Origin of the sequence: Methylocystis sp. JAN1, from assembly GCF_052186135.1 — a bacterium.
GTDB lineage: Bacteria > Pseudomonadota > Alphaproteobacteria > Rhizobiales > Beijerinckiaceae > Methylocystis.
The window spans coordinates 21,804-46,905 of the sequence record NZ_CP181499.1 but is presented as its reverse complement, the minus strand read 5'-3'; the positions used below and the strand labels follow the sequence as shown (position 1 = coordinate 46,905).

The following is a 25,102-nucleotide window of genomic DNA, read 5'->3' as shown; positions in this document are numbered from 1 at the left end:
CGCAGACGACGAGTCCTCGTGCTGAAGAGCCCGCAACGCGGGCGTCTCGAAGCGCGAGGGGCGTCATCATGATCGCGTCATCCTGCGTCACTCTCGCGCGGCGGCGCTTCTCCCACTGTGCGCTGGCGCATGCGTCGCGCGCAGGCTCACCGCGCCGCCCGCCGCGCGCAGCTCGACGATGGGGCAGGCGGGCGCGGCGTCGAGGCGCGCGGCTCCAGCGCCGTTGCAGAGCGCCGCGACCGAAACGAGCGCGCCGTTTGTGAGGAACCCCGCGCGGCCGAGATCGGCGAGGACGGACGAAGGCGCGACAAGGCGCGTCGGGCCCAGCGCGTCGAGCGTCTCGACGAAGCGCGCGGCCTTGAAGGGCGCGAGGAAATGCAGCGGGCAGCCGGCGAGGAGCGCGGCGAGCGGGCCAGCGACGAGGGCGGACAGCGAACTCGGCGCGCAGAGCGAGAGGATCGGCGCCTCGCCAGCCGCCCGCGTCGCGCGCACGAGATCGAGCGCGGCGCCGAGCAGCGCGCCCTGCGTGGCGAAATCGACCTGTCCCACATCGTCGAGCGCGCCGATGAGCCGGCGCTCGTCGGCGCCCCACTCGTCGTCGAGCCGCGCGCGCGGCGCCGGCCGCGCGGCGAGAGCGGCGGGGGAAAAATCGGCGGCGCCGTCGAGCGCGCCATGCAGCGCGCCGATGAGGCGGATCGAGGGCGCGCCGGCGGCGATCTCCCGAAGCGGCGCCTCGAAATCGAGCCCGCAAAATTGCGCGGGTCCGAAAAGCGCCGAAACCTTCAGCGCCTTCGCCGCCTGGGCGACGGCGTCGCGCGAATAGGGCAAGGGCGGCGGCGCCAGCACGGGGTCTAGCCCGGCGGCGAGCGCCGCCGTGAGCGCGACGAAGCTCTGGGCGCCCGGCGGACAGCAGATGAGCGCCCTTTCGCCCGGCGCGAATTCGAAGGCCCGCAGCCGCGAGAGGGCGGCGCCCACGCGCTGATAAAGGTCGGCATAGGCCACCTCGTCGGCGGGGCCGTCATGGTCGTCGCGAAAGGCGAGCGCGCCGGGTCGGGGCCGCGCGGCGCCCGCGATGAGGGCGTCGAAGCCGAAAAGCGTCAGGGGATGGGCGCGCGCGAGCGCCGCGTCGTCGTCTTCCAAAAAGGCGGCGCGGGCCGTCATGGATTTTTTCTCCACCAGCTCTCGAGCGTCGGGCCGAAGAGCGGCGTTCCATAGTGCGGCAGCCTTTCGGGACGCGCAATATCGGTCGAATGCGCGATCCATTGCTCGGAAGCGTGAAACAGCGGCACGACGTAAAATCCCGACAAAAGCACGCGGTCATAGGCGCGCACGGCGGCCACGAAGTCCTCGTGGCTCCGCGCCGCGAGCAGCGCGGCGATCATGCCGTCGATCGCGGGCGAGGCGGCGCCGGCGAGGTTGAAGGACGATTCCTGATTGGCGGTCGCGGAGCTCCAGCGCATGCGCTGTTCGTTGCCCGGCGAGGCCGAGGCCAGATATTGGCCGATCATCATGTCGAAATCGAATTTCTGGCGCCGGCGCTGATATTGCACTTCATCGACGAGGCGCACGCGGACGTCGGCGCCGATGCGCGCGAGCGAGGAGGCGTAGGCGAGCGCGAGCCGCTCCTGATCACGGTCCCTGACCATGATTTCGAAGGAGACGGGCTCGCCGTCCTTCAGGAGCTTGTCGCCGTCGAGCCGGCAGCCGGCGGCGGCCAGAAGGCCGAGGGCGCGCTTCGCCATTTCGCGGTCGCGGCCCGAGCCGTCGCTCACCGGCGGACGCCATTCGCCATCCAGAATGTCGGCGCGCACGGCGTCGGGCCAGGGCGCGAGCAGCGCCCGTTCCTTCTCGTCGGCGGGACGGCCGGACGAGGAAAGCTCGGATTCGTCGAAAAAGCTTTTGGTGCGCGTGTACAGCCCGGCGTAATATTTCGCATTGACCCATTCGAAATCGAACATCATGCCGAAGGCTTCGCGCAGCCTCGCGTCCTTGAAGAGCGGCCGGCGGGTATTGAAGACGAAGCCGTTCAATCCCTTTGGATTCTCGCTCCTCAACGCCTCCCTGACGATGCGCCCGTCGCGTAGCGCCGGGAAATCGTAGCCCGTCGACCAGCGCGTCGTGGAGGTCTCGTCGCGATAGTCGATCAGGCCCGCCTTGAAGGCTTCGAAAAGCGAATTGCCGTCGCGGAAATACTGGATGTCGATCTCGTCGAAATTATAGAAGCCGCGCTGGCTCGGCACATCGGCGCCCCAGTAGTTCGGATCGCGCTTCAACAACATGCGCGCCCCGGCCTGCGCGTCGGCGACGACATAGGGGCCGGAGCCGATGGGCTTGGCGAGCGTCGACTCGGAAAAGCGCTCGACGTCGGTCGCATGCTTCGGCAGCACCGGCATGATGGCGAGAATGAGCGGCAACTCCCGGTCGCCGACGCCTGTCAGATCATATTTGACAGTGTGGGCGTCGGGCGCCGTGGCCGCCTTCACGAGGCCATAGGCGATTCGCTGTTGCGGACGGCCCTTCGATTTCAGAAGGTCGAAGGAAAAGAGCACGTCTTCCGCCGTGACCGCCCTGCCGTCGGAAAAATGCGCGCGCGGGTCGAGATGGAAGGTCACGCGCGTTCGCGCCGGGTCGATCTCGATCGACTGCGCGATCAGCGGATAGAGGGTGAAGGGCTCGTCCTGCGAGCGCGCCATCAGCCCCTGGAAGACGTTGCCGACGAGTCCCTGGGCGGCGGTGCCGGATTTCACGTTGAAGGGATTGAGGCTGTCGAAGGCGCCGGACAAGCCGACGCGCAGCCGCCCCCCCTTCTTCGCGGCGGGGTCGGCATAGGGGAAATGATCAAAATCACCGGGTAAGGCCGGCGCCCCGTGCATCGCCAGGCCATGGGTGGGCTCGGCGGCGAATAGCGGCCCGCCGAGCGCAAAACCCGCAAGAAGGGCCGCAAGGGCCAGAGATGGGCGGCGAATCGCGCGAATCGCAAGAAACCTCATAGCGTGACCATAATCGAACCTATGGCCGCTTGAAGTCGAAGACGGGCCTCATTCCGCCGCATTTTCAAATTTTACGTGACCGTGCGTCCGGAAGCGGCCCGCGGCGCGCAAAGAGCCGCTGGAATTTGGCGCGCCGACAATGTAAGAGCTTTGCCGTCGATCCGGCGCGAGACCGCGCCGGAGAGAAACCGCGACAGGGGCAAGGGTTCCACGGCGTTTCATTTTTCGCGCCCGGTGCGGGCGGCCCCGCGCGACGACGCGACAACAAAAACTCTTTGCGAGAGCCGGAAAGGCCCCGGCTAGCAGACAATCGAAAGGGACTTCGGAAATGTCGATCCTCTTCTCGCGGTCCGCCGCGGTCGCGCTGGCAGGCGCATTCCTGCTCGCCGGCGCTTCGGCGCAGGCCCAGCAGGCCCCGGCGGCCGGCGCCCCGGCCCAGCAGCAGGCGCCCGCGGGCGCGCAGCCGCAGGGCCCGATCACGGCCACGCTGCAGCCCGTCCAGCCCGACTGGACCAAGGTCTGCGGCTCCGATCCGGCGACCAAGAAGGAAATCTGCTACACGACCCGCGATTTCGGCGCCGCCGCGAAGGAAGGCGACGCGCCCCAGCCGTTGCTCGCGCTGGCCGTCTACGACCCCAAGGCCGACGACACCAAGATCATCCGCCTGCTCCTGCCGCCGGGACTGATGCTGAAGCCGGGCTTCCGCTTTGCGGTCGACAAGGGCGCGATGGAATCGGGCGCCTTCGAAATCTGCTTCCCGAACGGCTGCTTCGCCGAAGCCAAGGTCAAGAAGGCCCTGGTCGACGGCATGAAGAAGGCCCAGCAGATGACGGTCATCGTCAAGAACCAGGCCAACGCCGAGGTCACTTTCTATCTGCCGCTGAACAATTTCGGCAAAGCTTTCGACGGTCCGGCCATCGACCCGAAGGTGCTCGAGGAGCAGCAGAAGAAGCTCCAGGAAGAACTGCAGAAGAAGGCCGAGGAAGAGCGCAAGAAGCTCGAGGCCAAGGGCGCCGCGCCGGCCGAGAAGAAATAAGCTTTTCGTTCGACGAACTCGAAGGCGCCCGCGCGAGAAGCGCGGGCGTTTTCTTTTGAGGCGCTGCGTCTTTTGACGACTTGGCGTCGCAGGCGGCCGCCATGGCGACGAAGCCAAGCGATCCCGCGCGCGTCACCCCGCTCGCGATCGCTTTATTGCTTCCGCCCCTCGCGATGACAGCCTCGCTGATACCGGAAAATCAGTGCCTTTTCGGCGTGCGCATCCGGTAGACGCCGTCTTCGTCGCGCTCGAACGTCTCCTCGACCTGCGGATGGCGGACCGGATCGCCGGAAGTGTCGGGCACGAGATTCTGCTCCGACACATAGGCCACATATTCCGTTTCGGCGTTTTCCGCAAAGAGGTGGTAGAAGGGCTGGTCCTTGCGCGGGCGCAACTCCTCGGGGATCGACAGCCACCATTCCTCGGTATTGGCGAATACGGGATCGACGTCATAGATGACGCCTCTGAACGGATAGCGGCGGTGCTTCACGACCTGCCCGATCCCGAATTTGGCGATATTCTCTTTCGGCATTCTTGCGACGCCTTTAACGCGGATTTTACGCTCGCATTTTGGTAGCGCAGCGCCGTCGCCCGCGTCAACGGTGCGATGCGGCGCCGCGCATAACCGCTTGTCTGTCAAACCTTTAGGGCGGCGACGCCAGGCAGCGTCTTGCCCTCGAGCCATTCCAGAAAGGCGCCGCCGGCGGTCGAGACATAGGAAAATTCCTGTCCCGCGTGCGCCTGATTGAGCGCCGCGACCGTGTCGCCGCCGCCGGCCACAGAGAGGAGCTTGCCTTCAACCGTGAGGCGCGCGGCGGTCTGCGCGACGGCGTTGGTGCCCTCGTCGAAGGGCGGCGACTCGAAGGCGCCGAAGGGGCCGTTCCAGACGAGCGTCTTGCACCTCGCGAGCAGGCTCTCGACATGGGCGACGGATTTCGGCCCGACATCGAGGATCATGTCGTCGGCGCCGACATGGTCGACGGAGACGATGTGGGACGGCGCATGCGCCTCGAATTTCTGCGCGACGGTGGCGTCGACGGGCAGGACGACCGTGCAATTGGCCGCCTTCGCTTTTTCGAGAATTTCGCGCGCCGTGCCGGCGAGATCATGCTCGCAGAGCGACTTGCCAACCGCCTTGCCCTGCGCGGCGAGGAAAGTGTTGGCCATGCCGCCGCCAATGACGAGATAGTCGACTTTGGTCACAAGATTGCCGAGCAATTCAAGCTTGGTGGAGACCTTGGCGCCGCCGACGACCGCCATCACCGGGCGCGCCGGATTGGCGAGCGCCGACTCCAGCGCCTCCAGCTCCGCCTGCATGGCGCGCCCTGCAATGGCGGGGAGCTTATGGGCGATCCCTTCCGTCGTGGCGTGGGCGCGATGCGCGGCCGAGAAGGCGTCGTTGACGAAGAGGTCCCCGAGCTTCGCGACCTCGTCGACGAAAGCCGGATCGTTCGTCTCCTCGCCCTTGTGGTAGCGGGTGTTTTCAAGGAGCGCGACGTCGCCCCCCTTCATCGCGGCGATGACGGCTCCCGCGGGCGCGCCCACGCAATCGTCGGCGAAGGCGACCTTGCGCTTGAGATAATGTTCGAGCGTCGGCAGCACGTGGCGCAGCGAATCCTCTTCGACGCGCTGGCCCTTCGGCCGGCCGAAATGCGAGAGCAGGACGACCTTCGCGCCCTTGTCGGCGAGTTCGTTGATCGTCGGAAGAATGCGTTCGATGCGGGTCGCGTCGGTCACGCGGCCCTCCTCCATCGGCACGTTGAGATCGACGCGCAGGAGAACGCGTTTGCCTTTGACGTCGACGTCGTCGAGGGTGCGGAAGGTCATCTGTCTCACTTTTTGAGGTAGTTCATCGCGAAGATGAGGATGCCGGAGCCGAGCGCCCAAGTGGTGAAAACGAGGCCGAGCATCGTCCAGGTCGTCGGGAGAGAGGAAAAACGCGCTTCCACGCCAGACAATTTGCCTTTGGCTTCCGCAAGGTCGGATTGGACTTTTTGAAGATCGACTTGCTTAGCGACGCTGCCCTGCAGCTCCGTCAACTGCAGTTGAAGCTTGTTGAGGTCGGCTTGCTTTGCGCCGGTGAGCAGCGCTTCTGTGTTTTTTGGCTCTAGGCGCAGGAGAATCGCTTCAATCCGGTCAACCTTTTCTTCAAGACGGCCAACGCGGGCTTCGAGCATGGGATCCTCCGGTCCTCCGGAATCTGAGCTAGACCCTTTGCGGTTGGGTTCAAAGGGGACGATCTCGGCCATCTGAATTTACCACGGGAATAGGTTTGGGCGCTTCAAGAAGGATTTTAACCAAATGTTGCTCAACGAAGCCGCATCGAGGACACGATAACGCAACCGTTTCCAAATGTCCGCCCGCAATGCGCGCAACGCCATCTTCCGTTTGCGAGATAGGGCCCATAACTGACTGGCGGCTCAAGAAGAATTTTTCTCCGCCGCATCTCAGGCATTTCAGATCAGGAAAGGCGCGATTGATTTCCTGCGCAAGGTCGGCAACCGATAGCTTACGGTCAGAAACATCGGCCATTTCCTGTTCGTTGGACATACAGCTGCTCCACCTGCCTCAGATCAGCGAGCCGATCAGCGCCGCCGTATCGGTCATGCGGCCGGAGAAACCCCACTCATTGTCGTACCAGCTCAGGATCGAGACGAGATTGCCGTCCATCACCTTTGTCTGGTCGAGATGGAAGGTCGACGAGGCGGGGTTGTGATTGAAGTCGATGGAGACGAGCTTCTCAGTCGTATAGGCCAGCACGCCCTTCATCGGGCCGTCGGCCGCCGCCTTGATGGCCGCGTGGACCTCGTCCCTGCTGGTCGGGCGCTTGGCGACGAATTTAAGGTCCACGCAGGAGACGTTCGGCGTCGGCACGCGGATCGCGTAGCCGTCGAGCTTGCCGTTGAGTTCGGGGAGCACGAGGCCCACAGCCTTGGCGGCGCCCGTCGAGGTCGGGATCATGGACAGCGCGGCCGCGCGGGCGCGGTAGAGGTCCTTGTGGAACGTGTCGAGCGTCGGCTGGTCGCCCGTATAGGAGTGGATCGTCGTCATGATCCCCTTCTCGATGCCGATGGCGTCGTGGAGCACCTTCGCGACCGGCGCGAGACAGTTCGTCGTGCAGGAGGCGTTGGAGACGATCAGGTGATCCCTGGTCAGCTTGTCATGATTGACGCCGTAGACGACCGTGAGGTCCGCGCCGTCGCCCGGCGCCGAAACGAGCACGCGCCTGGCGCCCGCGTCGAGAAGCAGCTTCGCCTTTTCGCGCGCGGTGAACAGGCCGGTGCACTCCAACGCGACGTCGACGCCCAGCTCCTTATAGGGCAGCTCGGCGGGGTTCTTGATGGCGGTGACCTTGATCTTGCCCCGGCCCGCGTCGATCGTGTCGCCGTCAACCTTCACCTCGTGGGGGAAGCGGCCATGGACCGAGTCGTAGCGCAGCAGATGGGCGTTGGTCTCGACCGGGCCCAGATCGTTGACGGCGACGACCTCCAGGTCGGTTCGGCCCGATTCGACGATGTAGCGGAGGATGTTGCGGCCGATGCGCCCGAAGCCGTTGATGGCCACTCTCACGGTCATTTGGAAATTCTCCTTGTCGCCGCCGGCTCGAGGAAGGCGGCTTCCGCCCGGCTGCGTCTGCGCGCCGCGCGCCGGGCCTTTAAGTGTCGAGGCGAGGGTGTGATAGCACCTCGCGCCCCCCTGTCAACGCGTCGCCCCGCCGCGCGTCTTCCGGGCGAGGCCGGGAGCGAGGCGCCTTGGGATTCGCCCGATTCATGCTACCAACGCGTTGCGGCGAATCGGCGCGAGCCGGCCGCAACCTTTTCCGCCGTGAGAAATAGGGCGCCGCCCGGCGATGACATATTCCGAGAAGCCCGCCGACACATCCGCCGAGAAGGTCGAAGCCGCGCTTTCCCGACTCAAGACGGCGCTTGACCAGCTCGAACGCACGGCGGCCCTGAAGCTCGAGGACGACGTGTCCAGCGCCGAGCTGGAGGAGGAGCTCGCCATCATGCAGGACGACCGGGGTCGGCTCGCCCTTGATCTCGACGCCGCGCTCGCCCGCGTCAGCGCGTTGGAGAAGGCGCGCGACGAGGTGCTGCGCCGGCTCGACGGGGCGGGAGCGGGGGTCGCTGCGGCGCTCGGGGCGGCGGTGTCGGCCGTTCGGCGGGTGGACTAGCCCATGGCGGCCGTCGTCGTCGCCATCGCCGGGCGCACCTATCGTCTTTCCTGCGACGACGGCGAGGAGCCGCGTCTCGAGCAGCTCGCCCGCTATGTCGAGAGCAAGATCCTTTCGATGAAGGACGGCTTCAAGGACATTGGCGAGCAGCGCATCGTGGTGATGGCGGCGCTCGCCATCGCCGACGAGGCGACCGACGCGCGCGGCAAGGCGCAGGCCATGGAGATGGATCTCGCGGCTTTGCGCGCGGAGCTTGATTCCGTAAGGAAGGCCGCCGCCGCGCTGGAAGCGCGGGCGGCGGCGGCGATAGAGGACGCCGCGCGCCGGATCGAGCAGCTCAATGCGGAATTGCAGAAGCCGGCGGTCAAGGATGATTTTCCGATTTAGGGCCTGAGGTTCATCCGAGCGCGCGCCCCTTGCCCCAATCCTCTCCCCGTGAAACCGGGAGAGAGCTAGGGTGAGGGGCGGGGCTGCAATCGCTGCGCTTTGGCTTTGCTCGAAGGGTTTCTACTTCCCCCAATTCTCGACGCTGGCGTCGCGCTTCGCTTTCTGGAGCTCGTCGGCGAAAGTCGAATATTGGTGGTTAAGCTTCTCTGCCGTCATGGCGACGCCGCCGTCCGACATGATGGCGATCTTCATCTGTTCGGTGGCCATGCGGTCCAGCTCATTGATCCACTGGTTGACATTGCCGAGCAGCTTGTCCTTGCGCTCCTTCTGGACCGCGTGGTCGGGCGACGCGTCGGTCGCGAGGGCGATTTCGGCTTTGGTGTCCTCGATCAGCTTGTCGATATCCTTCAGCTTCGCCTCCAGCGCGGGAGCCTGATCCGCCGCGTCAGCCTTCGCCTTTTCGAGGGCGGCTTCCGTCTCCTTCCTGGCCTTCTCCAGATTGTCGAGGCCGTTCTTCAGCCAGCTCGACTGGATGGCGAGGAGCGAGTCGCGGGCGACGCCGTTCAGGTTGAAGCCGTTCGGGATCGGGAAATAGGGGCCGAGCTTGGCGGCTTCTGCGGGCGGGGCGAGGCCGACGGCGCCGGCGACGAGGACCGAGGCGAGGGCCGCGCGGAAATTGGCGAACATGTATTTCTCTCCCGGATAGGCGCGGCGTTTTGCTCTCTTGCGCGCGTTGTCGTTGGTTTGAAATTGGGCCATCGCTGTCTGTCTTGCAAGCCTGCTCGCCGCCACACAACCGTCATTCGGCGCCGCCGTGGCGCTTGACGCAGAGGGGCTTTTGGCGCGATTCTCGGCGCGCCGGGGGAGCCCCGCCAGGGGGCTGAGAGGCCGTAGAGGCGTCGGATGACGCCGGCGCGGCGACCCTTCGAACCTGATCCAGTTCACTGCTGGCGGAGGGATGGTGTCAAATCTTCTACCCATAAGGGACGCGTCGTGCTCGCGCGCGTGATCGGGGCGGGGGTCGCCGGCCTCTGCGCGGCTTATGCGCTGGCGCGCGCCGGGGCGGAGGTCGAGCTTGTCGAGCGCGCGGCCGCGCCGGGCCAGGGCTGCTCGCGCTTCGCGGGCGGAATGATCGCGCCCTGGTGCGAACTGGAGAGCGCCGAGCCGCTCGTCGCCGAACTGGGGCGGGAGGCGCTCGGTTTTTGGACCCGCGAGGTCCCGGTCGCGACGGTCGCCGGAAGCCTCGTCGTCCCGGCGCCGCGTGAAAGCGCCGAGCTTGCCGACTTCGCCCGCCGCACGGAGCGTTTCCAGCGTCTCGACGCCGCGGGCGTCGCCGCGCTGGAGCCGGACCTCGCCGGGCGCTTCGAGGAAGCGCTTTATTTTTCCCAGGAGGCGCATCTCGATCCGCGCGCGGCCTTGCAGGCCCTCGCCAGCCGGCTCGCCGCGCTGCCTCATGTCGCGCAGCATTTCGGCGCGGGCGCCGGGAGCCTGGCGGCCGCGCCGGACTGGACGATCGACTGCCGGGGCTTCGCCGCCCGGGACGCGCTGGAGAAGCTGCGCGGCGTCAAGGGCGAGATGCTCATTTTGCGCAGCGAGGAAATCTCGCTCGCGCGCCCGGTCCGCATGCTGCATCCGCGCCGGCCGGTCTATGTCGTGCCGCGCGGCGAGGGGCTATTCATGGTCGGCGCGACCATGATCGAGAATGAGGAGCGCGCCCGGGTCACGGCGCGCTCGGTGGTGGAGCTCGTCAACTCCGCCTTCGCCATCCACCCCGCCTTCGCCGAGGCGGAGGTCGTCGAGACGGGCTCGGACGTGCGCCCCGCCTTTCCGGACAACCTGCCGCGCCTTATCCTGCGCGGGCGCACGATCTATATAAACGGGCTCTACAGGCATGGTTTCCTGCTTGCCCCGGCGCTGGCGCGGCGGGCTGCCGAGGTCGTTCTTGGGGGCGCCTACTTCCCGGAGGTCATGGATGCGGATTCAGGTGAACGGGCGTCCGCGTGAGGTCGAGGCCACCACGCTGGAGGCCCTGCTGCGCGAATTGGGCTATGAGGACCAGAAGGTCGGCACCGCCCTCAACCAGGAATTCGTGCGCGACAAGGACCGCGACAAGGTCGTCCTGCATGAAGGCGACGCGGTGGAGATCGTGACGCCGAGGCAGGGCGGATGAACGTGAAAGCCGAGATCCCCGCCGACCCGGTCGTCTTCTATGGCGCCGCCCTGCATTCGCGCCTGCTGCTCGGCACGGCGCGCTATCCGTCGCCCGCTATCCTCGCCGAGGCCATTCGCGCCAGCGCCTGCGAGATCGTGACCGTGTCTCTGCGCCGCGAGGCCGGCGGCTCGCGGGCGGGCGAGAGCTTCTGGGGCCTGGTGCGCGAGACGGGCGTGCGGGTGCTGCCCAATACCGCGGGCTGCCGCACCGCGAAGGAAGCGATTGCGACCGCGCAGATGGCGCGCGAGGTCTTCGGGACGGACTGGGTCAAGCTCGAGGTCATCGGCGAGGAAGACACGCTGCAGCCGGACGTCTTCGGCCTCGTCGAGGCGGCGAAGGCGCTTGGCTCCGAGGGCTTCAAGGTCTTTCCCTACACGACCGACGATCTCGTCGTCGCCGAGAAGCTGCTCGACGCCGGCTGCAAGCTGCTCATGCCCTGGGCGGCGCCGATCGGCTCGGGCCGCGGCGTCAACAACGCCTTCGCGCTACGGGCGCTGCGGGCGCATTTCCCGGACGTTCCCCTCGTCGTCGACGCCGGGCTCGGGGCGCCGTCGCACGCGGTCGCGGTGATGGAGATGGGCTACGACGCCGTGCTGCTCAACACGGCGGTTTCGCGCGCGGGCGATCCGGTCGCGATGGCTCGCGCCTTCGGCCTTGCGACGGAGGCGGGACGGCTCGCCTATCGCGCCAGGCCCATGACGCCCCGCGATATGGCGGAACCCTCGACGCCGGTCATTGGCCGGGCGTTCGGGGGGATGGATTAGGCGCCGTCGATCACGCCCGGCGTCTTAGACGATCGCCAAAGAACCGTAACGGAGCCGCTCAATCGGCGACTCCGCCTGCGTGAGGGACAGCTTCAAGACGAAGCCATTTGAAACGCGAACAATCTTCTCTCGGCTTATCAATTATTTTGTCGAGAGGCGCGAAATGCAGGGACGGGCGCGTGAAGACGAGTTGGGCGAGGCCGCCCAATTCGCGTTCAAATTCGCCGTTCGCGAAACGACCGGCATTTGCAGGCCGAGGTCTTCAAGAAAGCGAATCGGATCGGAAACGCTCCGTAAGCGGCGTTCTATTATGAATCCGGATCGCGGCGTCGCAAAATGACGCCAAACAAGGTAGACCCTCGCTCATGCCGGCACTGAATCTGGACCCCTTCTATCTTATCGTCGACCGTTCCGATTGGCTGACGCGGCTTCTCCCTCTCGGCGTGAAGCTCGTGCAATTGCGGGTGAAGGACAGGCCGGAGTTGGAAGTGCGCCGGGAGATCGCCCGCGCGCACGATCTCTGCCGCGCGGCCGGCGCCCAGCTCGTCGTCAATGACTATTGGCGCCTCGCGATCGACGCCGGTTGCGACTTCGTGCATCTCGGCCAGGGCGACCTTAACGACGCGGACATCCCCGCGCTGCGGCGCCACGGCGTGAAGCTCGGCGTCTCGACGCATGACGACGCGGAGCTCGAGCGCGCGCTGTCGCTCTCGCCGGATTACGTCGCGCTCGGCCCCGTTTGGCCGACGCTCTTGAAGGAGATGAAATTCGCGCCGCAGGGGCTCGAAAAGCTCTCGCGATGGAAGAAGCGCATCGGCGACGTTCCGCTCGTCGCCATTGGCGGCCTGACGCCGGCGCGCGCCTGTCTCGCGCTCGCCTCGGGCGCCGACAGCGCCTGCGTCGTCACCGACATTCTGCGCGCCGCCGATCCCGAGGCGCGCACGGTGGAATGGGTGACGGCGACGGCGCCATGGCGCGAGGCGCCGGAACTGACGAAAAGCTTTGCGCCGGATCACGCCGGGGCCATCGCTTTTCCATCCCCCAATCACGGCCCGCGCGCGAAACCCGTCTCGGCGCTGATTCTGCACTACACCGGCATGCCGACGGCGGAGAGCGCGCTCGAGCTTCTCTGCTCCCCGATCCGCGAGGTTTCGGCGCATTACTTCGTCGAGGGGGATGGCCGCGTTCTCCAGCTCGTGCCCGAAACGCGGCGCGCCTGGCATGCGGGCGCGAGCTATTGGGCCGGCGAGACGGACATGAATTCGGCTTCGATCGGAATCGAGATCGCGCATCCTGGCCATATCGACCCGCATCCTTTCCCGCGGGCTCAAATCGAGGCCGTCATCGCGCTCTCGCGCGACATATGCGAGCGGCGCAAGATCGCGCCCGAGCGCGTGCTCGCCCATTCCGACATCGCGCCGCGCCGCAAGATCGATCCCGGGGAATTCTTTCCCTGGGAGGCGCTTGCGCAGGCCGGCGTCGGGCGCTGTCCGGCAGCGTCGCCGGGCGGCGGCCCCGCGCTCGAGGCTGGCATGGCGGGTGCCGCCGTCTCCCATCTGCAAAGCCAGCTCGCCAGTTTCGGCTACAAAATCTCCGAGACGGGCATATACGACGAAGACACGGTCGCGACCGTCGCCGCCTTCCAGCGTCATTTCCGTCGGACGCTGGTCGATGGCCGCGCGGACGCTTCGACGACCGACGTTTTGACGCGCCTGCTGGCCGAATGAGGAACCGGGCATGACCAATGGATCGAAGCGCGCCGTCGTCGTCACCGGCGCCTCCACCGGCATTGGCGCGGCCTGCGTCGCCTCTCTCGTTCAGGCGGGCTTCTTCGTCTTCGGCTCCGTACGCAAGGCGGCCGACGCGGAGAGGCTCGAGGCGCGTTTCGGCGCGCGCTTCGCGCCGCTCTTTTTCGACGTCACGGACGCCGAGGCGGTTTCGACGGGCGCGCAGGCGGTCGGGTCATGGCTTCAGGGCGCGACGCTCGCGGGCCTCGTCAATAACGCCGGCGTCGCCGTGCCGGGGCCGCTGCTGCATCTGCCCATCCCCGAACTGCGGCGCCAATTGGAGATCAATCTCATCGGCCAGCTTCAGGTCACGCAGGCCTTTGCGCCGCTGCTCGGCGCGCGCCAGCCTCTGGCGCGGACGCCGGGCCGCATCGTGATGATGAGCTCGGTCGCCGGCCGTTTCGCCTCGCCGTTTCTGGGCGCCTACAACGCCTCCAAATTCGCGCTCGAAGGCATGTCCGATGCGCTGCGTCGCGAGTTGAAGGTTTATGGAATCGAGGTCGTTCTCATCGAGCCCGGCATGATCGCGACGCCCATCTGGGACAAGGCCGAAAGCGCCGACTTCGCGCATTTCGACGATACGGCGTATGGCCCCGCCGTGCGCCGCATGCAGAAATGGGCCGTGGAGGAAGGCCGTTCGGCGCCCGGACCGGAGATCGTGGCGGCCGCCGTGCGGCGCGCCTTGACCGCGCGGCGCGCGCCGCTTCGCATCCCCGTCATGAAAAACAGGTTCCTTGGCTGGACGCTGCCGGGCCTCATGCCGATGCGGCTCGTCGATTGGCTGACGGATCGCCAATTGGGTTTCTCAGCGCTGCGCGAAAGGCTCGCGGCCGCTTCCACCAAAGGAGAGCAAGATGGCGGATGAGACACAGTTCGTCCACGGCGTCGTGTGCTGGAGCGAGCTCGCTGTTCGCGACATCGCGCGGGCGCAGAAATTCTACGCCGATGCGCTGGGCTGGCGCTTCGACGCCATGCCCATGCCGGACATGACCTATTGGATCATCATGTCGGGCGAAGCTCGCGTCGGAGGCATGTTCGAAATGGCCGGCCCGCAATTCGAGGGCGTCCCGGAGCATTGGCTGACCTATATCGCGGTCGACGACATTGACGCGCGGCTGAGGAAAGCCGTCGATGCGGGCGCGAAAATCTGCAAGGACGCCTTCGACATTCCCGGGGTCGGCCGCATGGCCGTGCTCGCGGAGCCCGGCGGCGCCGTCGTCGCCTGGATGACGCCGAAGCCGATGTGACGCGCCGCCTTGGCGCCGCGAGATTCCTCGGCCAAAGACCGGAGCGGCCTCGTCCTTTGAGACGCGAGCTTCGCTCGCTCCTCTGGATGAGGCCTGAGTGTTTAGCGCGGAAAGAAGAAGCCCCTCACGCTGGGGAGCCTGCAAAGCAGGCGTCTCGAAGCGCGCGGGGCGTTATCAAAGACGCGTCGTCTCGTCGATCTCGCCGGGGCGGAAGTGCTTGACGAATTCGCAGGCGACGCCCTCGTCGTCAATGCGCACGACCTTCGCCGGCGTATTCCCCACCATCACCTCGGCTCCCATCGGGATGACATGGTCCGTCTCGATTGAGACGCCGGAGAGCGACAGGCTGCGGATCCGCACAATGTGCTCGTCGCCGCGCGTGAGGCGCAGCACGGTGAGATCCATCAGCGGCACGATGCGGTCATGGCGCCGCCGCTCTTCAATGTCCATGGTCGAACGGTTGGCGTACCAGGTGAGCTGGTCGGCGAGTCGGTCACGCTTTTTCGGCGTCAACTGGAGGCTCATCTCGAAGCCGGTCTCCGTCGCGCGGGAGACGGCCCCGGTGAAGCGCCCGAGTTCGTTGAGATAGAGAACCACCTTCTCGCCCGGCATGGCGACGACCGGGGCGAAGAACGAAACCTCGCTTGGCGAGATCTCGAACGTCCGGCACGGATATTCTTCATTGGACTTAAGAAGCATGTAGCGTCCCTGAAAGGCGATCTGGACGCGTTGCGAGCGATCGATCTCAAAATGATTGATCGAGTGGAGGAGATTCACGCCCATTGTCGAATCCGCCATTATCCTTTGTCGCCGTCCTGCAGCCGCGCCTCCAGGGAGGATGCTCAGGTTTGATGCGAGAAAGGCTACAGGAGAGAGATTGCGACAAAAAGTTGCGCGCGACGTTTTTGACGACGCTTTCGTCGAACGCCGTATGCGAAAAACTGCGTTGATCGAAACAAATTTACGCGTTCGCCGCTAAGCGTCTTATTTCATTGGCGCCGCCTGTTTGGCCTCTTCGACGGTCGAAAACGCGGCCGCGGGGCGAATTCGTTTCATAATTCCGAACGCTCCCCGGGCAGAAAATATTCCCCTTTGTAGGTCGGGTGTCGGCTCGGTCGTCGGCAGCTCGCGCGCCGCGCCCTTTCAATAATTGTTAACTACGAAGCCCGCGACAACCTTAATGAAATGGACCTGCCGGCCATTTGGTTTTATGGTTGAGTTTAAGGAAGTTTGCAGGTTTCAAGTGACGTCGCTGCGGTTTCTTGTAAGTTCTGTCGTTTGCTGCGGTTTGACGCTCGCTCCGCTGTCGAACGCGCGCGGCTTCGACTTTTTCGGCGTCTTCGGCGCGCCCGAAAAGGCGCAGCCTCGTCCCGACGCGGTCGCCTATGAGCTGGAGTTCAAGGGGCTGGACGACGGCAAGCTGGAGCAGACGCTCATGGACGCCGCCAATAGCTGGCGCCTGCGCCTCGATTCCCCGAGTTCGGGCGTCGGCCTCGTGCGCCGCGTCGTTGCGGATTATCCGCGCATTTCGGACGCGCTTTGGGCGAGCGGCTATTTCGGCGCCTCCGTGCGCGCAAGCGTCGCGGGCGTTTACATCTCGGCCGAAGGCGAGGGCGCCGAAGCCGCAGCGGCGGCGGCCGAGCGCTTTCGCGGGACGGCGCTCGCGCCGGTTGTCTTCGAGATCGACCCCGGCCCGCTCTTCACGCTGCGCCACGTCGTCGTCTATGACGCGCGCACCAACGCGCCGATCGATCCGGCGCTTTTCTCGCGCAAGGCTTTCGACAGCAATCCCGACGATCCCGCGCGCGCGGCGGCGCTTCAGGCGCGCGAGGCCGAATGGATTGATCAGTTGCGCGAGAAATCCTATCCGCTCGCCAGGGTCGTCTCGTCGCGCCCCGTGATCTTTCACAAAGAGCATGTGATGGATGTGGCGCTGACCATCGATCCCGGGCCCAAAGCGGGCGTCGGCGCCGTCGAGCTTTCGGGCTCGCCGGGCGTCGATCCGGCGGTGATCCGCTCCTTCATCTATCTGGAGGAGGGCGAGCCCTACAGTCCCAAGAAGCTCGCCGACACGCGCAAATCCGTCGCGCGCATCGAGGCGCTCGGCGGCGTGAAGGTCGAGGACGGCGCCCATCTCGACAAGAACGGCAATCTGCCGATCCTTGTCGAGACGAGCGAGCGCAAGCGCCATGCGATCGGCGCCTCGGCGATGTTCTCGAACATCAACGGCCCGTCTCTGAGGACCTATTGGGTCGACCGCAATCTCTTCGGCGGCGCGGAGCGTTTGCGTTTCGATCTCGAAGGCGGGCTCGCCTATTACAACAACTCCTCGGCTTTCATTTCCTTTCCGGAGCTGAAAGCGAGCAATCTGGTCGGCGCCGCGCGTCTCAGCTTCCTCAAGCCGGCGCTCGCCGGCACGCGCAACGATCTGCTGCTCGACGCCTCCGCCGTGCGCGAGCGCACGATTTATTACTGGGCGGCTTACGGCAATTTCAACGGCGCGGTCCGCCATCGTTTCAGCGACGCGGCGTCGGTTCAGGCGGGGATCGAAGTCGAGGGCGGGCAATATTTCGACGTTTACGGCCTACACGATTATTCGCTGCTCGGCTTTCCGATTTCGGGGACTTACGATACGATCGACAATGCGCTGGCGCCGACGCGGGGCGTTCGCGTCAACGCCCGCCTCGCGCCCTATGTGAAGGCGCTGCCGCATGGCGTCAGCATGGTGGAGTCCAAGGGGCAGGCCTCGGCCTATTACGCGCTGGATGAAGACGCCTGGTACATCCTTGCGGGCCGCGTCGCGGCGGGCTCCATTGTCGGCGCGTCAATCGAGGACGCGCCGGCCAACCGCCGCTTCTTCGCCGGCGGCGGCGGCTCGGTGCGCGGCTATCGCTATCGCTCCATCAGCCCGGAAAACGGCTTCGGCTGGCCGACGGGCGGCCTGAGCCTCTTCGAGACCTCCGCCGAAGCGCGCATCAGGATCACGCAGAATATCGGCGTCGTGCCGTTCCTCGACGCGGGCGCCGCCTTCTCGACGCCCTGGCCGGATTTCGGCTCCACCATGCGCGTGGCGGCGGGCGTCGGCCTCCGCTACTACACAGGCATTGGTCCGATCCGCGTCGATCTCGCGACGCCGCTCAATCCGCGGCCGACCGACAGCCGGTTCGCGCTCTTCATCGGCATTGGAGAAAGCTTTTAAGATGCGCAGGCGCTCTCTTGGCATCGGCGCCGGCGTCGCCGCTCTGGCCGCCCTCGCCATCACGGCTTGCGTTACATGGCTCAATAGCGAGGCGGGCGGGCGCTCGCTCGCGCGCATGGCGTCGGACGCCGTTTCCTCGCCGGATATGAAGGTCGAGATCGGCGCCATCGACGGCGTGCTGTCGTCGACGCCGTCCATTCATGGAATCGTTATTTCCGATCGTGACGGTCCGTGGCTCAAGGTCGATCGCGTCAACGCCAAATGGTCCCGCTTCACGCTTCTCGGGCTGAAGCTTAATATCGACCGTGTCGACATTGGCGAAGTCGACATTCTGCGCCGCCCGGCGTCCGGCGCGGAGGCGAAGAAGACGGAGACGAAAGCGGGCGCGACGGCCTTTCCCCCGAAACTGCCTGTCAGCGTGCGGCTGGGCGAATTGGCGCTCGCAAAGCTCGTCTTCGCCGAGCCCGTCGCGGGCGCCGCGGCGACGCTCTCCATCACGGCCGGCGCGGAGCTCACTGGCGCGAATGCGAGCGCGAAGCTTCTCGCCGAACGCCTTGACGCGCCGGGCTCGATCCGCGCCGATGCGGGCTACCGGCCCGGCGACGGGGAGCTGCATATCAAACTCTCGGCGTCGGAGCCCGGCGACGGCCTCATTGCGCGCCTCGCCAAAATCCCCGGCCTGCCGCCGGTGGAAGCGTCGATCGACGGCGACGGAACGCTCGACGCGTTCGAGGCGAAAATCGCCGCCCGGGCGGGCGAGGCCGGCGCCGAGGGCTCGGCGAAGATCGCGCGTGAGGGCGCCGAGCGCCGCGTCGATCTCGATCTGACCGCGCGCCTCGCCGATTTGCTCCCGCGCGATCTCGCGCCCCTATTCGCCGAGACGACGAAGATCGAAGCGAATGGGCGTGTCTCCGATGACCGCGCAGCGGCGCTCGACCGGCTCGCGGTCACGGCCTCGGCTTTCCAACTCGGCGCCTCGGGGCGTCTTTCCGCCGATGGCGAGGGGCAGGGGACTCTGCGCCTGTCCGCCCCCGACCTTGGCCGTTTCTCGCGCCTTGCGGGGCGCGACCTGCGCGGCGCGCTTGAGCTCTCGGCCGATCTTTCCGGCGCGCCGCGAAAGGGGGCGGCGACCGCTTCGCTCGACGGCTCCGTCACAGGGCTCGGCTCAGGCGTCGCCGCCGTGGACGGGCTCGTCGGCGAACGGCTCTCTCTATCCGGCAAGGTCGCGACGCGCCCGAATGGCGGCTTCTCCTTCGACAAGCTCGCTCTGAACGGCGCCCATCTCTCGGCGCTCATCGACGGCGAGGCGACGAAGGAGAAAGCGGCGGTCGAGGCGAGGCTCGACCTTCCCGACCTGAAATATGCCGGCCTGCCGCTCACGGGCCGCGCCAATCTCGCGGCGCACGTGTCGGGCGCGCTCGACAAGCCGGACGCGACGCTCACGGCGATGCTGGAAAACGCGACGGCCGACGGTCGTCCGATTCCAAAGCTGACCTTGCAGGGCGAAGCGCATGACGTGCTCGGCCAGCTCACCGCGCTTGCGACCCTCAACGGGATCGTCGACCGCAAAAAGGCGGCGGGCCGTTTCTCGCTGGCGAAAGCCGGCGCCGGCTGGAAGCTCGATGAGCTCGACCTCGCCATAGGAAGCGCGACGGCGAAAGGCGCCCTGGCGCTGGACGAGGCCGGGCTTGCGAGCGGGCGGTTGGCCATCGCCGCGCCTGATCTCAACGATCTTTCCGCGCTCGCCCTGCAAAGGCTCGCGGGCCGGCTCAACGCCGACTTGGCGCTCGACGCCGCGGGCGGCGGGCAGAATGTCGCCGTCGACGCGACGGGCGCCGGCATGGAAGCCAATGGCGCCTCCATCGCGCGACTGGGCGCCAAATTCTCGGCGCGCGATCTCTATCGGCGCCCCGCGCTCGACGGCGAGGTCTCGCTCGACAACGCCCGCATCGGCGGCGAGACGATCGGCAAGGCGCGCCTTCTCGCCCGACCCGCGGGCAATGGCGCGGCCGCGCTCGATCTTTCGCTCGACGCGCGCGGCTTCAACATTGCGAGCCGGGCGACCTTGACGCCGGGCGAGATCACGCAGCTCGACATCGCCTCTTTTTCCGCGCAGCGTGCGGGAAAAAAGGTTGCGCTCGCCCAGCCCGCTGTCGTGACTGTCCAGCGCGGCGCGATGAATTTGCGCGGTCTTTCCGTCGCGCTCGGTTCGGGGCGGTTCGATTTGGACGGCGTCGTCGGCGAGCGCTTCGATCTCACGGCGAAAGCGCGCGCCGTTCCGCTTTCCGTCGCGTCGATCGTCGATCCATCGCTCGGCCTCGACGGGACGGTGGAGGCCGAAGCGCGCATCACCGGGACGAAGGCCGCGCCCATGGGCGATTGGCGGGTGAAGGCGACGAAGGTCTCGGCGCCGCAATTGCGCGCGAGCGGCCTGCCGGCGATCGACGCCGCGGCGAGCGGTCGTCTGTCCAATTCGCGCACCAGCGTCGACGCCGACATTGCGCTGGGCGCGGCAGGCAGGCTCAAGATTACGGGCTCGGCGCCGCTCGGCGAAGGGGCGCTCGATCTCGCCGCGAAGGGCGCGCTCAACGCCTCGATCGCCAACGCCATGCTTGCGGCGAACGGGCAAACGGTCGCGGGCAAGGCGAATGTCGATCTGCGCCTCTCGGGCCCCGCCGCCAACCCGGTCATTGGCGGCGCGATCGCAATCGCGGATGGCGCCTTCAACGATCCGCTGAACGGCGTGAGCTTCGCGAAAATAAATGGCAGGATCGAAGGACGCGGCCATGACCTCACCATCAACGGCCTCACCGCGCAGACGAAGAATGGGGGCCAGCTCGCCGTCGCCGGCCGCGTGACAGTAGCGCCCGATGCGGGCATGCCCGGTTCGCTGCGCATCGTCGCCAATAATGCGCAGCTCGCGAGCACCGACATCGTGAATACGGTCGGCGACCTCGACCTCACGGTCGGCGGCCCGCTCGCGCGCAATCCAAAGGTTGCGGGCAAGGTCAATCTCGATCTGATGGAGGTGAGCGTCCCGGATCGGCTACCCGCCAATCTCAGGCCGCTTCCCGGCTCGACGCATATCGACGCGAAGGGCTTCGCCGCGCAGATGCTCGCACTGGAGCGAAAGCAGAAGGAAAAAGCGGGCCGCAAATCCAATTTCGACGCCGCGCTCGATCTCGCGCTTTCCGCGCCCAACAAGATTTTCGTGCGCGGGCGCGGCATTGACGCGGAGTTCGGCGGCGATCTCAAGATCGGCGGCACAATCCAGAAGCCCAATGTCATCGGCGGCTTCGATCTGCGGCGCGGCAAGATGCAGCTCCTGACGCAGCGCATCGACATTACGCGCGGCAAGCTCTCCTTCGCCGGCGGCCTCGCGCCGCAGCTCGATTTCATGGCCGAGACCACGGCCGCCGACATTACCGCGCGTATCGGCGTCTCGGGACCGGCGGCGACGCCGGTCTTCGCTTTCTCGTCGACGCCGGAAATGCCGCAGGACGAAGTGTTGTCGCGCCTGCTCTTCGCGAAAGCCTCCGGTTCGCTCACGCCGTTCCAGGCGGTGCAACTCGCGGCGGCGCTCGCGCAATTTTCCGGCGCGGCGACCGGCGTCGACGCTTTCGAAAAGATGCGGAAATCGCTCGGCGTCGATTCTCTCGATCTGGACGCCGGCGGCGCCAACGGTCCGACCATCGGCGCGTCGCGCTACATCATGGATGGCGTGAGCGTCGGCGTGAAGACGGGCGTCAAGCCCGAACAGACCTCGGTGAATGTGGGCGTCGACGTCACGCGCGGCGTGCGCCTGCAGAGCGAGACGTCGGTCGACGGCAAGACGTCGATGGGCGTCGGGATCGAGCACGAATATTGAGGGCGCCGCGACGGCGCGGCGCCCGAGAGCGTTTCATCAACCGCAAACCCAGACCCAGCCGGCATAACCCGGACGCCAGCAGGATCCCGTTCCGTAGGGATACCAGCTTCCGCCCCACCAGCGGCCGCCGCCCCAGCCCCAATGCGGGCCATGCCAGCCGCCGTGCCAGCCGCCGCCATGCCAGCCGCCATGGCCGCCCCAGCCATGCGCGAAAGAGGCCGACGGGAACGCGAGAACGCCGGCGAGCGCCGTGACAATCGCAATTTTACGCAACATTTTTCGCTCCTTCTCCGAACCGGTGGTTCGGCGCAACAGGAACCGTGGTCAGAATGCGCGCATGCGAGCGGAAGAGCTGTGCGGGCCCGCACATGCCGGCGCGGACCCCACCTCGGCGGTCTTCGACCGCCGACCTCCCCGTAAAGGGGAGCCACTGGCGCCGTCACGGAACTGCGCAGATTTTTTCAGCGAGCGCCCGATAGAAAGACGGCGTTTTCGTCCATGTCGCTTTCGCCGGATAATCGCCGCGCGCGGCGCCCGTCGCCATATGTCCCGCAAACCAGCTTCCGCCGTCCGAGCGATAAGCGTTCTTCGCGCAATCGAAGCGCGCGCTCTCGATCTTGGAAAGGCCCTTCTCCGCGAGCTTGAAGTCGATGGCTTCCGGCGAATGCGGATCGTAGTCGGTGAGCGCCTTGACGAGGATCGAACCGTCGTCGAGCTTCTTCAGCGAGGCGGGGTCGAGGTAAATTCTGGAAAAGCCGTCACGCCAGACAAGCGACCAATCCGCATAAGCGGCGGGGGCGCATGGGATCTGCGCGAGGATGAGAAGAAAAGCGTTTATTCGCATGGGGCCGCCTCCATCGCTTGATCGCGACAGTTTTCCATCCTTTCGCGAAAGCGCAAGACGCGGCGCCGGAGAATTGCATGGGTTTCTCATTGAGCGAACTGGTCTCCGCCCTCTTCAACGGCGCGCCGACGCCGGAGCTCGCGGAAAAATACACCGCGCAGATCACCGCCCTCATCTCGCTCTATATCTGCCTTGTCGCGGTCTTTCTGATCGGCCTTTACATCCGCGCGGTGAAAAAGCGGCCGGGCCTTCAGGAGGAGCGCCGTCTCTTCAAGGTCTGGATCGCCTGGTCGCTGATCTTCGCCATCCTGATGATTTGCGCCTATGTGCTCTATTTTCTCCTCTCGGCGAGCTGAAAGGCGGCGACGCCGCAGGGCGGCAGCGTCCTGTCGCCGAGCAGGAGATTCGCGCCGCCTACGAGCGATGAGACATCGACGGGCTCGGGGCCGTAATTGAAGACGTAGCGAAGACCGCCATTGTCGCGGATGCGAATGTCGCGCGGCGGGGGCGCCGCTTCGACGCCCGCTTCCTCAAAGAGTTTCGAAAGCACGGCGTCGAGCAGCGTCTCATCCGGCCAACCGGCGAGATAGCAATGCTTTCCATGACGCGCGAGCGCGCATTCGGCCTCGCCGGAGGCGATCACGCATTCAACGTCCTCTCCGAGAATCAGAAATTCGCGCCATCGTTCAAAATGGCCGGTTTCGGCGCCGATGAGAACGCCCGGCCGCAGGCTCTCGACCCGCCGCACGCGCAGGTCGATGAGCTTGCGCAGCGCGCCGGGCGGCAGGCCCGGCGGGATCTGGAAGTCGGAGGTCTTCGAGCCCGAGCGCGGCCCCGTCAGCACAAGCGCCGCGCTTTTCGCCAGCGCGTCCACGAATGCGTCCGAGGCGGCGAACAATCCCGGCAGCAGCACGAGCTTGCGATCCCGAACCGTCTCGGCGTCCGGCGGGCCGATATCGACGGAAAGCCCGGCGCGACGCAGGCCGCGATAGAAATGCAGCACGAGTTCGAAATAGGAGAAGTCGCGTCCCTGCGGCTGGATCTTCCAGGCCCATTCGCTTTCATAATCGAAAATAAGGAGGACATCCGCACGCTTTGTCTCTACGCGCGCGTTAAGCGACGCAAGCTCTCGCGCGATCGTTTCGACGTCATGGCAGGCTTCATTGGCTTCCGAGTTCGGCAGAAGCAGCGCTTCGTGCATTTGCTCCTGAGCGAAAGGCGCCTGGCGCCAACGGAAATAGCTCACCGTCTCGGCGCCCGCGGCGAAAGCCTCGAAGGTCCACATGCGCACCGCGCCCCTGGCGGGGGCGGGGTTCCAGGGCGCCCAGTTCACGGGACCAGGCTGCTGCTCCATCACCCACCAGCGCCCGCGTCCGCAGCCGCGATAAAGATCGTGATGGAACGCCTGAAAATCCGGATCGCCCACGCGCATGTAGCGCGCCTTGAAGGCGTCGTCATTGGCGCTGCGTTCGAGAAAGCCGAGCGGATAGCTGTCCCAGCTCGCGGCGTCGAGATCTCGCGACACCGCGAAATGATCGAAGGCCGTGAAAGCGCCCATGAAATTGTGCAGGATCGGCCGACCCGGCGAATGATTGCGGATAATCTCGACCTGTCGCCTGTTGAAGGCGGCGACCTGATCCGACGAGAAGCGCCGGAAGTCGAGGAGGTGCGCGGGATTGGCTTCGGTGACGGTGAGGTTCGGCAAGTCGATGGAATCGAAGTCCGTCACCTCCATGGACCAGAAGACATTCCCCCATGCGGCGTTCAGCGCCTCGATCGAACCGTATTTCGTCCGGCACCATTTGCGAAAGGCGAGAAGCGCCGCATCGGAATAGCTCTCGACCGTATCGTGACAGCCATATTCATTGTCCGTCTGCCAGGCGGCGAGACCGGGATGCGCGCCGAATTCTTCCGCAAGGCGCGTGACGATGCGGTCGCATTCGCGCCCATAGCCTTCATGGCTGAAGCAGTAATGGCGGCGCGAGCCGAATTTGCGCGGCCGTCCCTCGGCGTCGCGCGCCAGCATGTCGGGCATGGCGTCGACCAGCCATTTGGGGGGCGTCGCGGTGGGCGTGCCGAGAACGACGTCGAGGCCGGCCGCATGAAGGGTGTCGATCGCCTCGCGCAGCCAGTTGAATTCATAGACGCCGGGACGGGGCTCCAGCCGCGACCAGGCGAATTCCCCGATGCGCACATAAGAGAGCCCCATCGCCTTCATGCGCGCGGCGTCTTCTGCCCAAAGAGCGGCGGGCCATTGCTCGGGATAATAACAGGCGCCGAGTTTCTGTGTGGTCATGAGGGAAGCTCGCCTATCTTGCAGGGGCGAGCCGTGCCCTTGCAATTTAACAGTCCGATGACGGCCCGGATCGGCTGCGACGGCGAGCCGTTCACGAATGGAGAACGACGGATGACGATGAAGGCCCTCGGCTACGCGACGCATTCGGCGACGTCGTCGCCTTCGGCCGCCGCTTCGATTTCGTCATCGGTTCCCGGTATCCAGGACGTGAATCCCAGTTCGCCCACGTTGGCGTCAGGGAGTGATCGCGCTCGGCATGGAAGCGGCGCGTCATGCTGAGGAGCCTGCAAAGCAGGCG

Annotated in this window: 24 protein-coding genes and 1 riboswitch; of the genes, 12 read left to right on the top strand and 12 right to left on the bottom strand. The window is 66.1% G+C overall.

All coding sequences use genetic code 11. The features are described 5' to 3' along the window. Nucleotides 1-87: 87 nt before the first annotated feature. Nucleotides 88-1,161 carry an AMP-dependent synthetase gene (locus ACNHKD_RS00245; RefSeq protein ID WP_442755127.1) on the bottom strand — a complete coding sequence of 358 codons (1,074 nt, stop codon included), beginning with the start codon at nucleotides 1,159-1,161 and terminating at the stop codon, nucleotides 88-90. Beyond that, complete coding sequence (locus tag ACNHKD_RS00240) at nucleotides 1,158-2,990, bottom strand: extracellular solute-binding protein (protein WP_442755126.1); 1,833 nt, start codon at nucleotides 2,988-2,990, stop codon at nucleotides 1,158-1,160. Before ACNHKD_RS00240 ends, ACNHKD_RS00245 begins: the two co-directional genes overlap by 4 nt. 328 nt (nucleotides 2,991-3,318) lie before the next feature. Here ACNHKD_RS00240 and ACNHKD_RS00235 point away from each other — a divergent pair, with 328 nt between their 5' ends. Next, the gene (locus ACNHKD_RS00235; RefSeq protein ID WP_442755125.1) at nucleotides 3,319-4,026 is read left to right on the top strand and encodes an invasion associated locus B family protein; all 708 of its coding nucleotides are present in this window, start codon (nucleotides 3,319-3,321) and stop codon (nucleotides 4,024-4,026) included. Nucleotides 4,027-4,225: 199 nt separating this feature from the next. Here ACNHKD_RS00235 and hspQ read toward each other — a convergent pair whose 3' ends face one another. From hspQ to gap, 5 genes are all read right to left on the bottom strand, one after another. Next, nucleotides 4,226-4,558, bottom strand: a complete 333-nt coding sequence (hspQ, locus tag ACNHKD_RS00230; RefSeq protein ID WP_442755124.1) for a heat shock protein HspQ — start codon at nucleotides 4,556-4,558, stop codon at nucleotides 4,226-4,228. A gap of 104 nt (nucleotides 4,559-4,662) precedes the next feature. Further along, nucleotides 4,663-5,853, bottom strand: a complete 1,191-nt coding sequence (locus ACNHKD_RS00225; protein ID WP_442755123.1) for a phosphoglycerate kinase — start codon at nucleotides 5,851-5,853, stop codon at nucleotides 4,663-4,665. Nucleotides 5,854-5,858: 5 nt separating this feature from the next. Beyond that, complete coding sequence (locus ACNHKD_RS00220; protein WP_442755122.1) at nucleotides 5,859-6,203, bottom strand: hypothetical protein; 345 nt, start codon at nucleotides 6,201-6,203, stop codon at nucleotides 5,859-5,861. Nucleotides 6,204-6,252: 49 nt separating this feature from the next. Then, nucleotides 6,253-6,576, bottom strand: coding sequence for a hypothetical protein (locus ACNHKD_RS00215; RefSeq protein WP_442755121.1), 324 nt, complete (start codon nucleotides 6,574-6,576; stop codon nucleotides 6,253-6,255). Nucleotides 6,577-6,594: 18 nt separating this feature from the next. After that, complete coding sequence (gap, locus tag ACNHKD_RS00210; protein ID WP_442755120.1) at nucleotides 6,595-7,602, bottom strand: type I glyceraldehyde-3-phosphate dehydrogenase; 1,008 nt, start codon at nucleotides 7,600-7,602, stop codon at nucleotides 6,595-6,597. Nucleotides 7,603-7,876: 274 nt separating this feature from the next. Between gap and ACNHKD_RS00205 the strand changes: the two genes are divergently transcribed. Both ACNHKD_RS00205 and ACNHKD_RS00200 read left to right on the top strand, forming a co-directional pair. After that, complete coding sequence (locus tag ACNHKD_RS00205) at nucleotides 7,877-8,200, top strand: DUF4164 family protein (protein WP_442755119.1); 324 nt, start codon at nucleotides 7,877-7,879, stop codon at nucleotides 8,198-8,200. 3 nt (nucleotides 8,201-8,203) lie between these two features. Then, nucleotides 8,204-8,587: a cell division protein ZapA gene (locus tag ACNHKD_RS00200; protein WP_442755118.1), complete on the top strand. Its 384-nt coding sequence runs from the start codon at nucleotides 8,204-8,206 to the stop codon at nucleotides 8,585-8,587. A 120-nt stretch (nucleotides 8,588-8,707) separates the two neighbouring features. Here ACNHKD_RS00200 and ACNHKD_RS00195 read toward each other — a convergent pair whose 3' ends face one another. Next, a complete protein-coding gene (locus tag ACNHKD_RS00195) occupies nucleotides 8,708-9,346 on the bottom strand; it encodes a hypothetical protein (RefSeq protein WP_442755117.1) in 639 nt (212 codons plus the stop codon). Nucleotides 9,347-9,437: 91 nt separating this feature from the next. Beyond that, nucleotides 9,438-9,564: riboswitch (TPP riboswitch) on the top strand. Nucleotides 9,565-9,580: 16 nt separating this feature from the next. Between ACNHKD_RS00195 and ACNHKD_RS00190 the strand changes: the two genes are divergently transcribed. From ACNHKD_RS00190 to ACNHKD_RS00165, 6 genes are all read left to right on the top strand, one after another. Further along, nucleotides 9,581-10,591, top strand: a complete 1,011-nt coding sequence (locus ACNHKD_RS00190; protein ID WP_442755116.1) for an FAD-dependent oxidoreductase — start codon at nucleotides 9,581-9,583, stop codon at nucleotides 10,589-10,591. After that, nucleotides 10,560-10,757 (top strand): sulfur carrier protein ThiS, encoded by a 198-nt coding sequence (gene thiS / locus ACNHKD_RS00185; RefSeq protein ID WP_442755115.1) that lies wholly within the window; start codon nucleotides 10,560-10,562, stop codon nucleotides 10,755-10,757. The genes ACNHKD_RS00190 and thiS overlap by 32 nt, the downstream gene beginning before the upstream one ends. Next, on the top strand, nucleotides 10,754-11,563 hold the full coding sequence (locus ACNHKD_RS00180; RefSeq protein WP_442755114.1) for a thiazole synthase: 810 nt from the start codon (nucleotides 10,754-10,756) through the stop codon (nucleotides 11,561-11,563). Before thiS ends, ACNHKD_RS00180 begins: the two co-directional genes overlap by 4 nt. A 365-nt stretch (nucleotides 11,564-11,928) precedes the next feature. Next, a complete protein-coding gene (locus ACNHKD_RS00175) occupies nucleotides 11,929-13,290 on the top strand; it encodes a thiamine phosphate synthase (protein ID WP_442755113.1) in 1,362 nt (453 codons plus the stop codon). Nucleotides 13,291-13,300: 10 nt separating this feature from the next. Continuing rightward, a complete protein-coding gene (locus ACNHKD_RS00170; protein WP_442755112.1) occupies nucleotides 13,301-14,215 on the top strand; it encodes an SDR family NAD(P)-dependent oxidoreductase in 915 nt (304 codons plus the stop codon). Continuing rightward, nucleotides 14,205-14,597 carry a VOC family protein gene (locus tag ACNHKD_RS00165; RefSeq protein WP_442755111.1) on the top strand — a complete coding sequence of 131 codons (393 nt, stop codon included), beginning with the start codon at nucleotides 14,205-14,207 and terminating at the stop codon, nucleotides 14,595-14,597. Before ACNHKD_RS00170 ends, ACNHKD_RS00165 begins: the two co-directional genes overlap by 11 nt. A 174-nt stretch (nucleotides 14,598-14,771) precedes the next feature. Here the strand turns inward: ACNHKD_RS00165 and ACNHKD_RS00160 are convergent, their stop codons facing one another. Further along, entirely contained in the window at nucleotides 14,772-15,395 is a 624-nt protein-coding gene (locus tag ACNHKD_RS00160) for a PilZ domain-containing protein (protein ID WP_442755110.1), read from the bottom strand. 445 nt (nucleotides 15,396-15,840) lie between these two features. Between ACNHKD_RS00160 and ACNHKD_RS00155 the strand changes: the two genes are divergently transcribed. Both ACNHKD_RS00155 and ACNHKD_RS00150 read left to right on the top strand, forming a co-directional pair. After that, nucleotides 15,841-17,796, top strand: coding sequence for an autotransporter assembly complex protein TamA (locus ACNHKD_RS00155; protein ID WP_442755109.1), 1,956 nt, complete (start codon nucleotides 15,841-15,843; stop codon nucleotides 17,794-17,796). A 1-nt stretch (nucleotide 17,797) separates the two neighbouring features. After that, on the top strand, nucleotides 17,798-21,664 hold the full coding sequence (locus tag ACNHKD_RS00150; protein ID WP_442755108.1) for a translocation/assembly module TamB domain-containing protein: 3,867 nt from the start codon (nucleotides 17,798-17,800) through the stop codon (nucleotides 21,662-21,664). 36 nt (nucleotides 21,665-21,700) lie between these two features. On the opposite strand, the gene ACNHKD_RS00145 is transcribed toward ACNHKD_RS00150, so the two are convergent. Together ACNHKD_RS00145 and ACNHKD_RS00140 are read right to left on the bottom strand one after the other, a co-directional pair. Then, a complete protein-coding gene (locus tag ACNHKD_RS00145; protein WP_442755107.1) occupies nucleotides 21,701-21,940 on the bottom strand; it encodes a hypothetical protein in 240 nt (79 codons plus the stop codon). 163 nt (nucleotides 21,941-22,103) lie between these two features. Next, nucleotides 22,104-22,508, bottom strand: a complete 405-nt coding sequence (locus tag ACNHKD_RS00140) for a surface-adhesin E family protein (protein ID WP_442755106.1) — start codon at nucleotides 22,506-22,508, stop codon at nucleotides 22,104-22,106. 77 nt (nucleotides 22,509-22,585) lie between these two features. Between ACNHKD_RS00140 and ACNHKD_RS00135 the strand changes: the two genes are divergently transcribed. After that, nucleotides 22,586-22,864 carry a hypothetical protein gene (locus ACNHKD_RS00135; protein WP_442755105.1) on the top strand — a complete coding sequence of 93 codons (279 nt, stop codon included), beginning with the start codon at nucleotides 22,586-22,588 and terminating at the stop codon, nucleotides 22,862-22,864. Here the strand turns inward: ACNHKD_RS00135 and ACNHKD_RS00130 are convergent. Further along, on the bottom strand, nucleotides 22,840-24,804 hold the full coding sequence (locus ACNHKD_RS00130) for a beta-galactosidase (protein ID WP_442755104.1): 1,965 nt from the start codon (nucleotides 24,802-24,804) through the stop codon (nucleotides 22,840-22,842). The genes ACNHKD_RS00135 and ACNHKD_RS00130 overlap by 25 nt on opposite strands. Nucleotides 24,805-25,102: the final 298 nt, after the last annotated feature.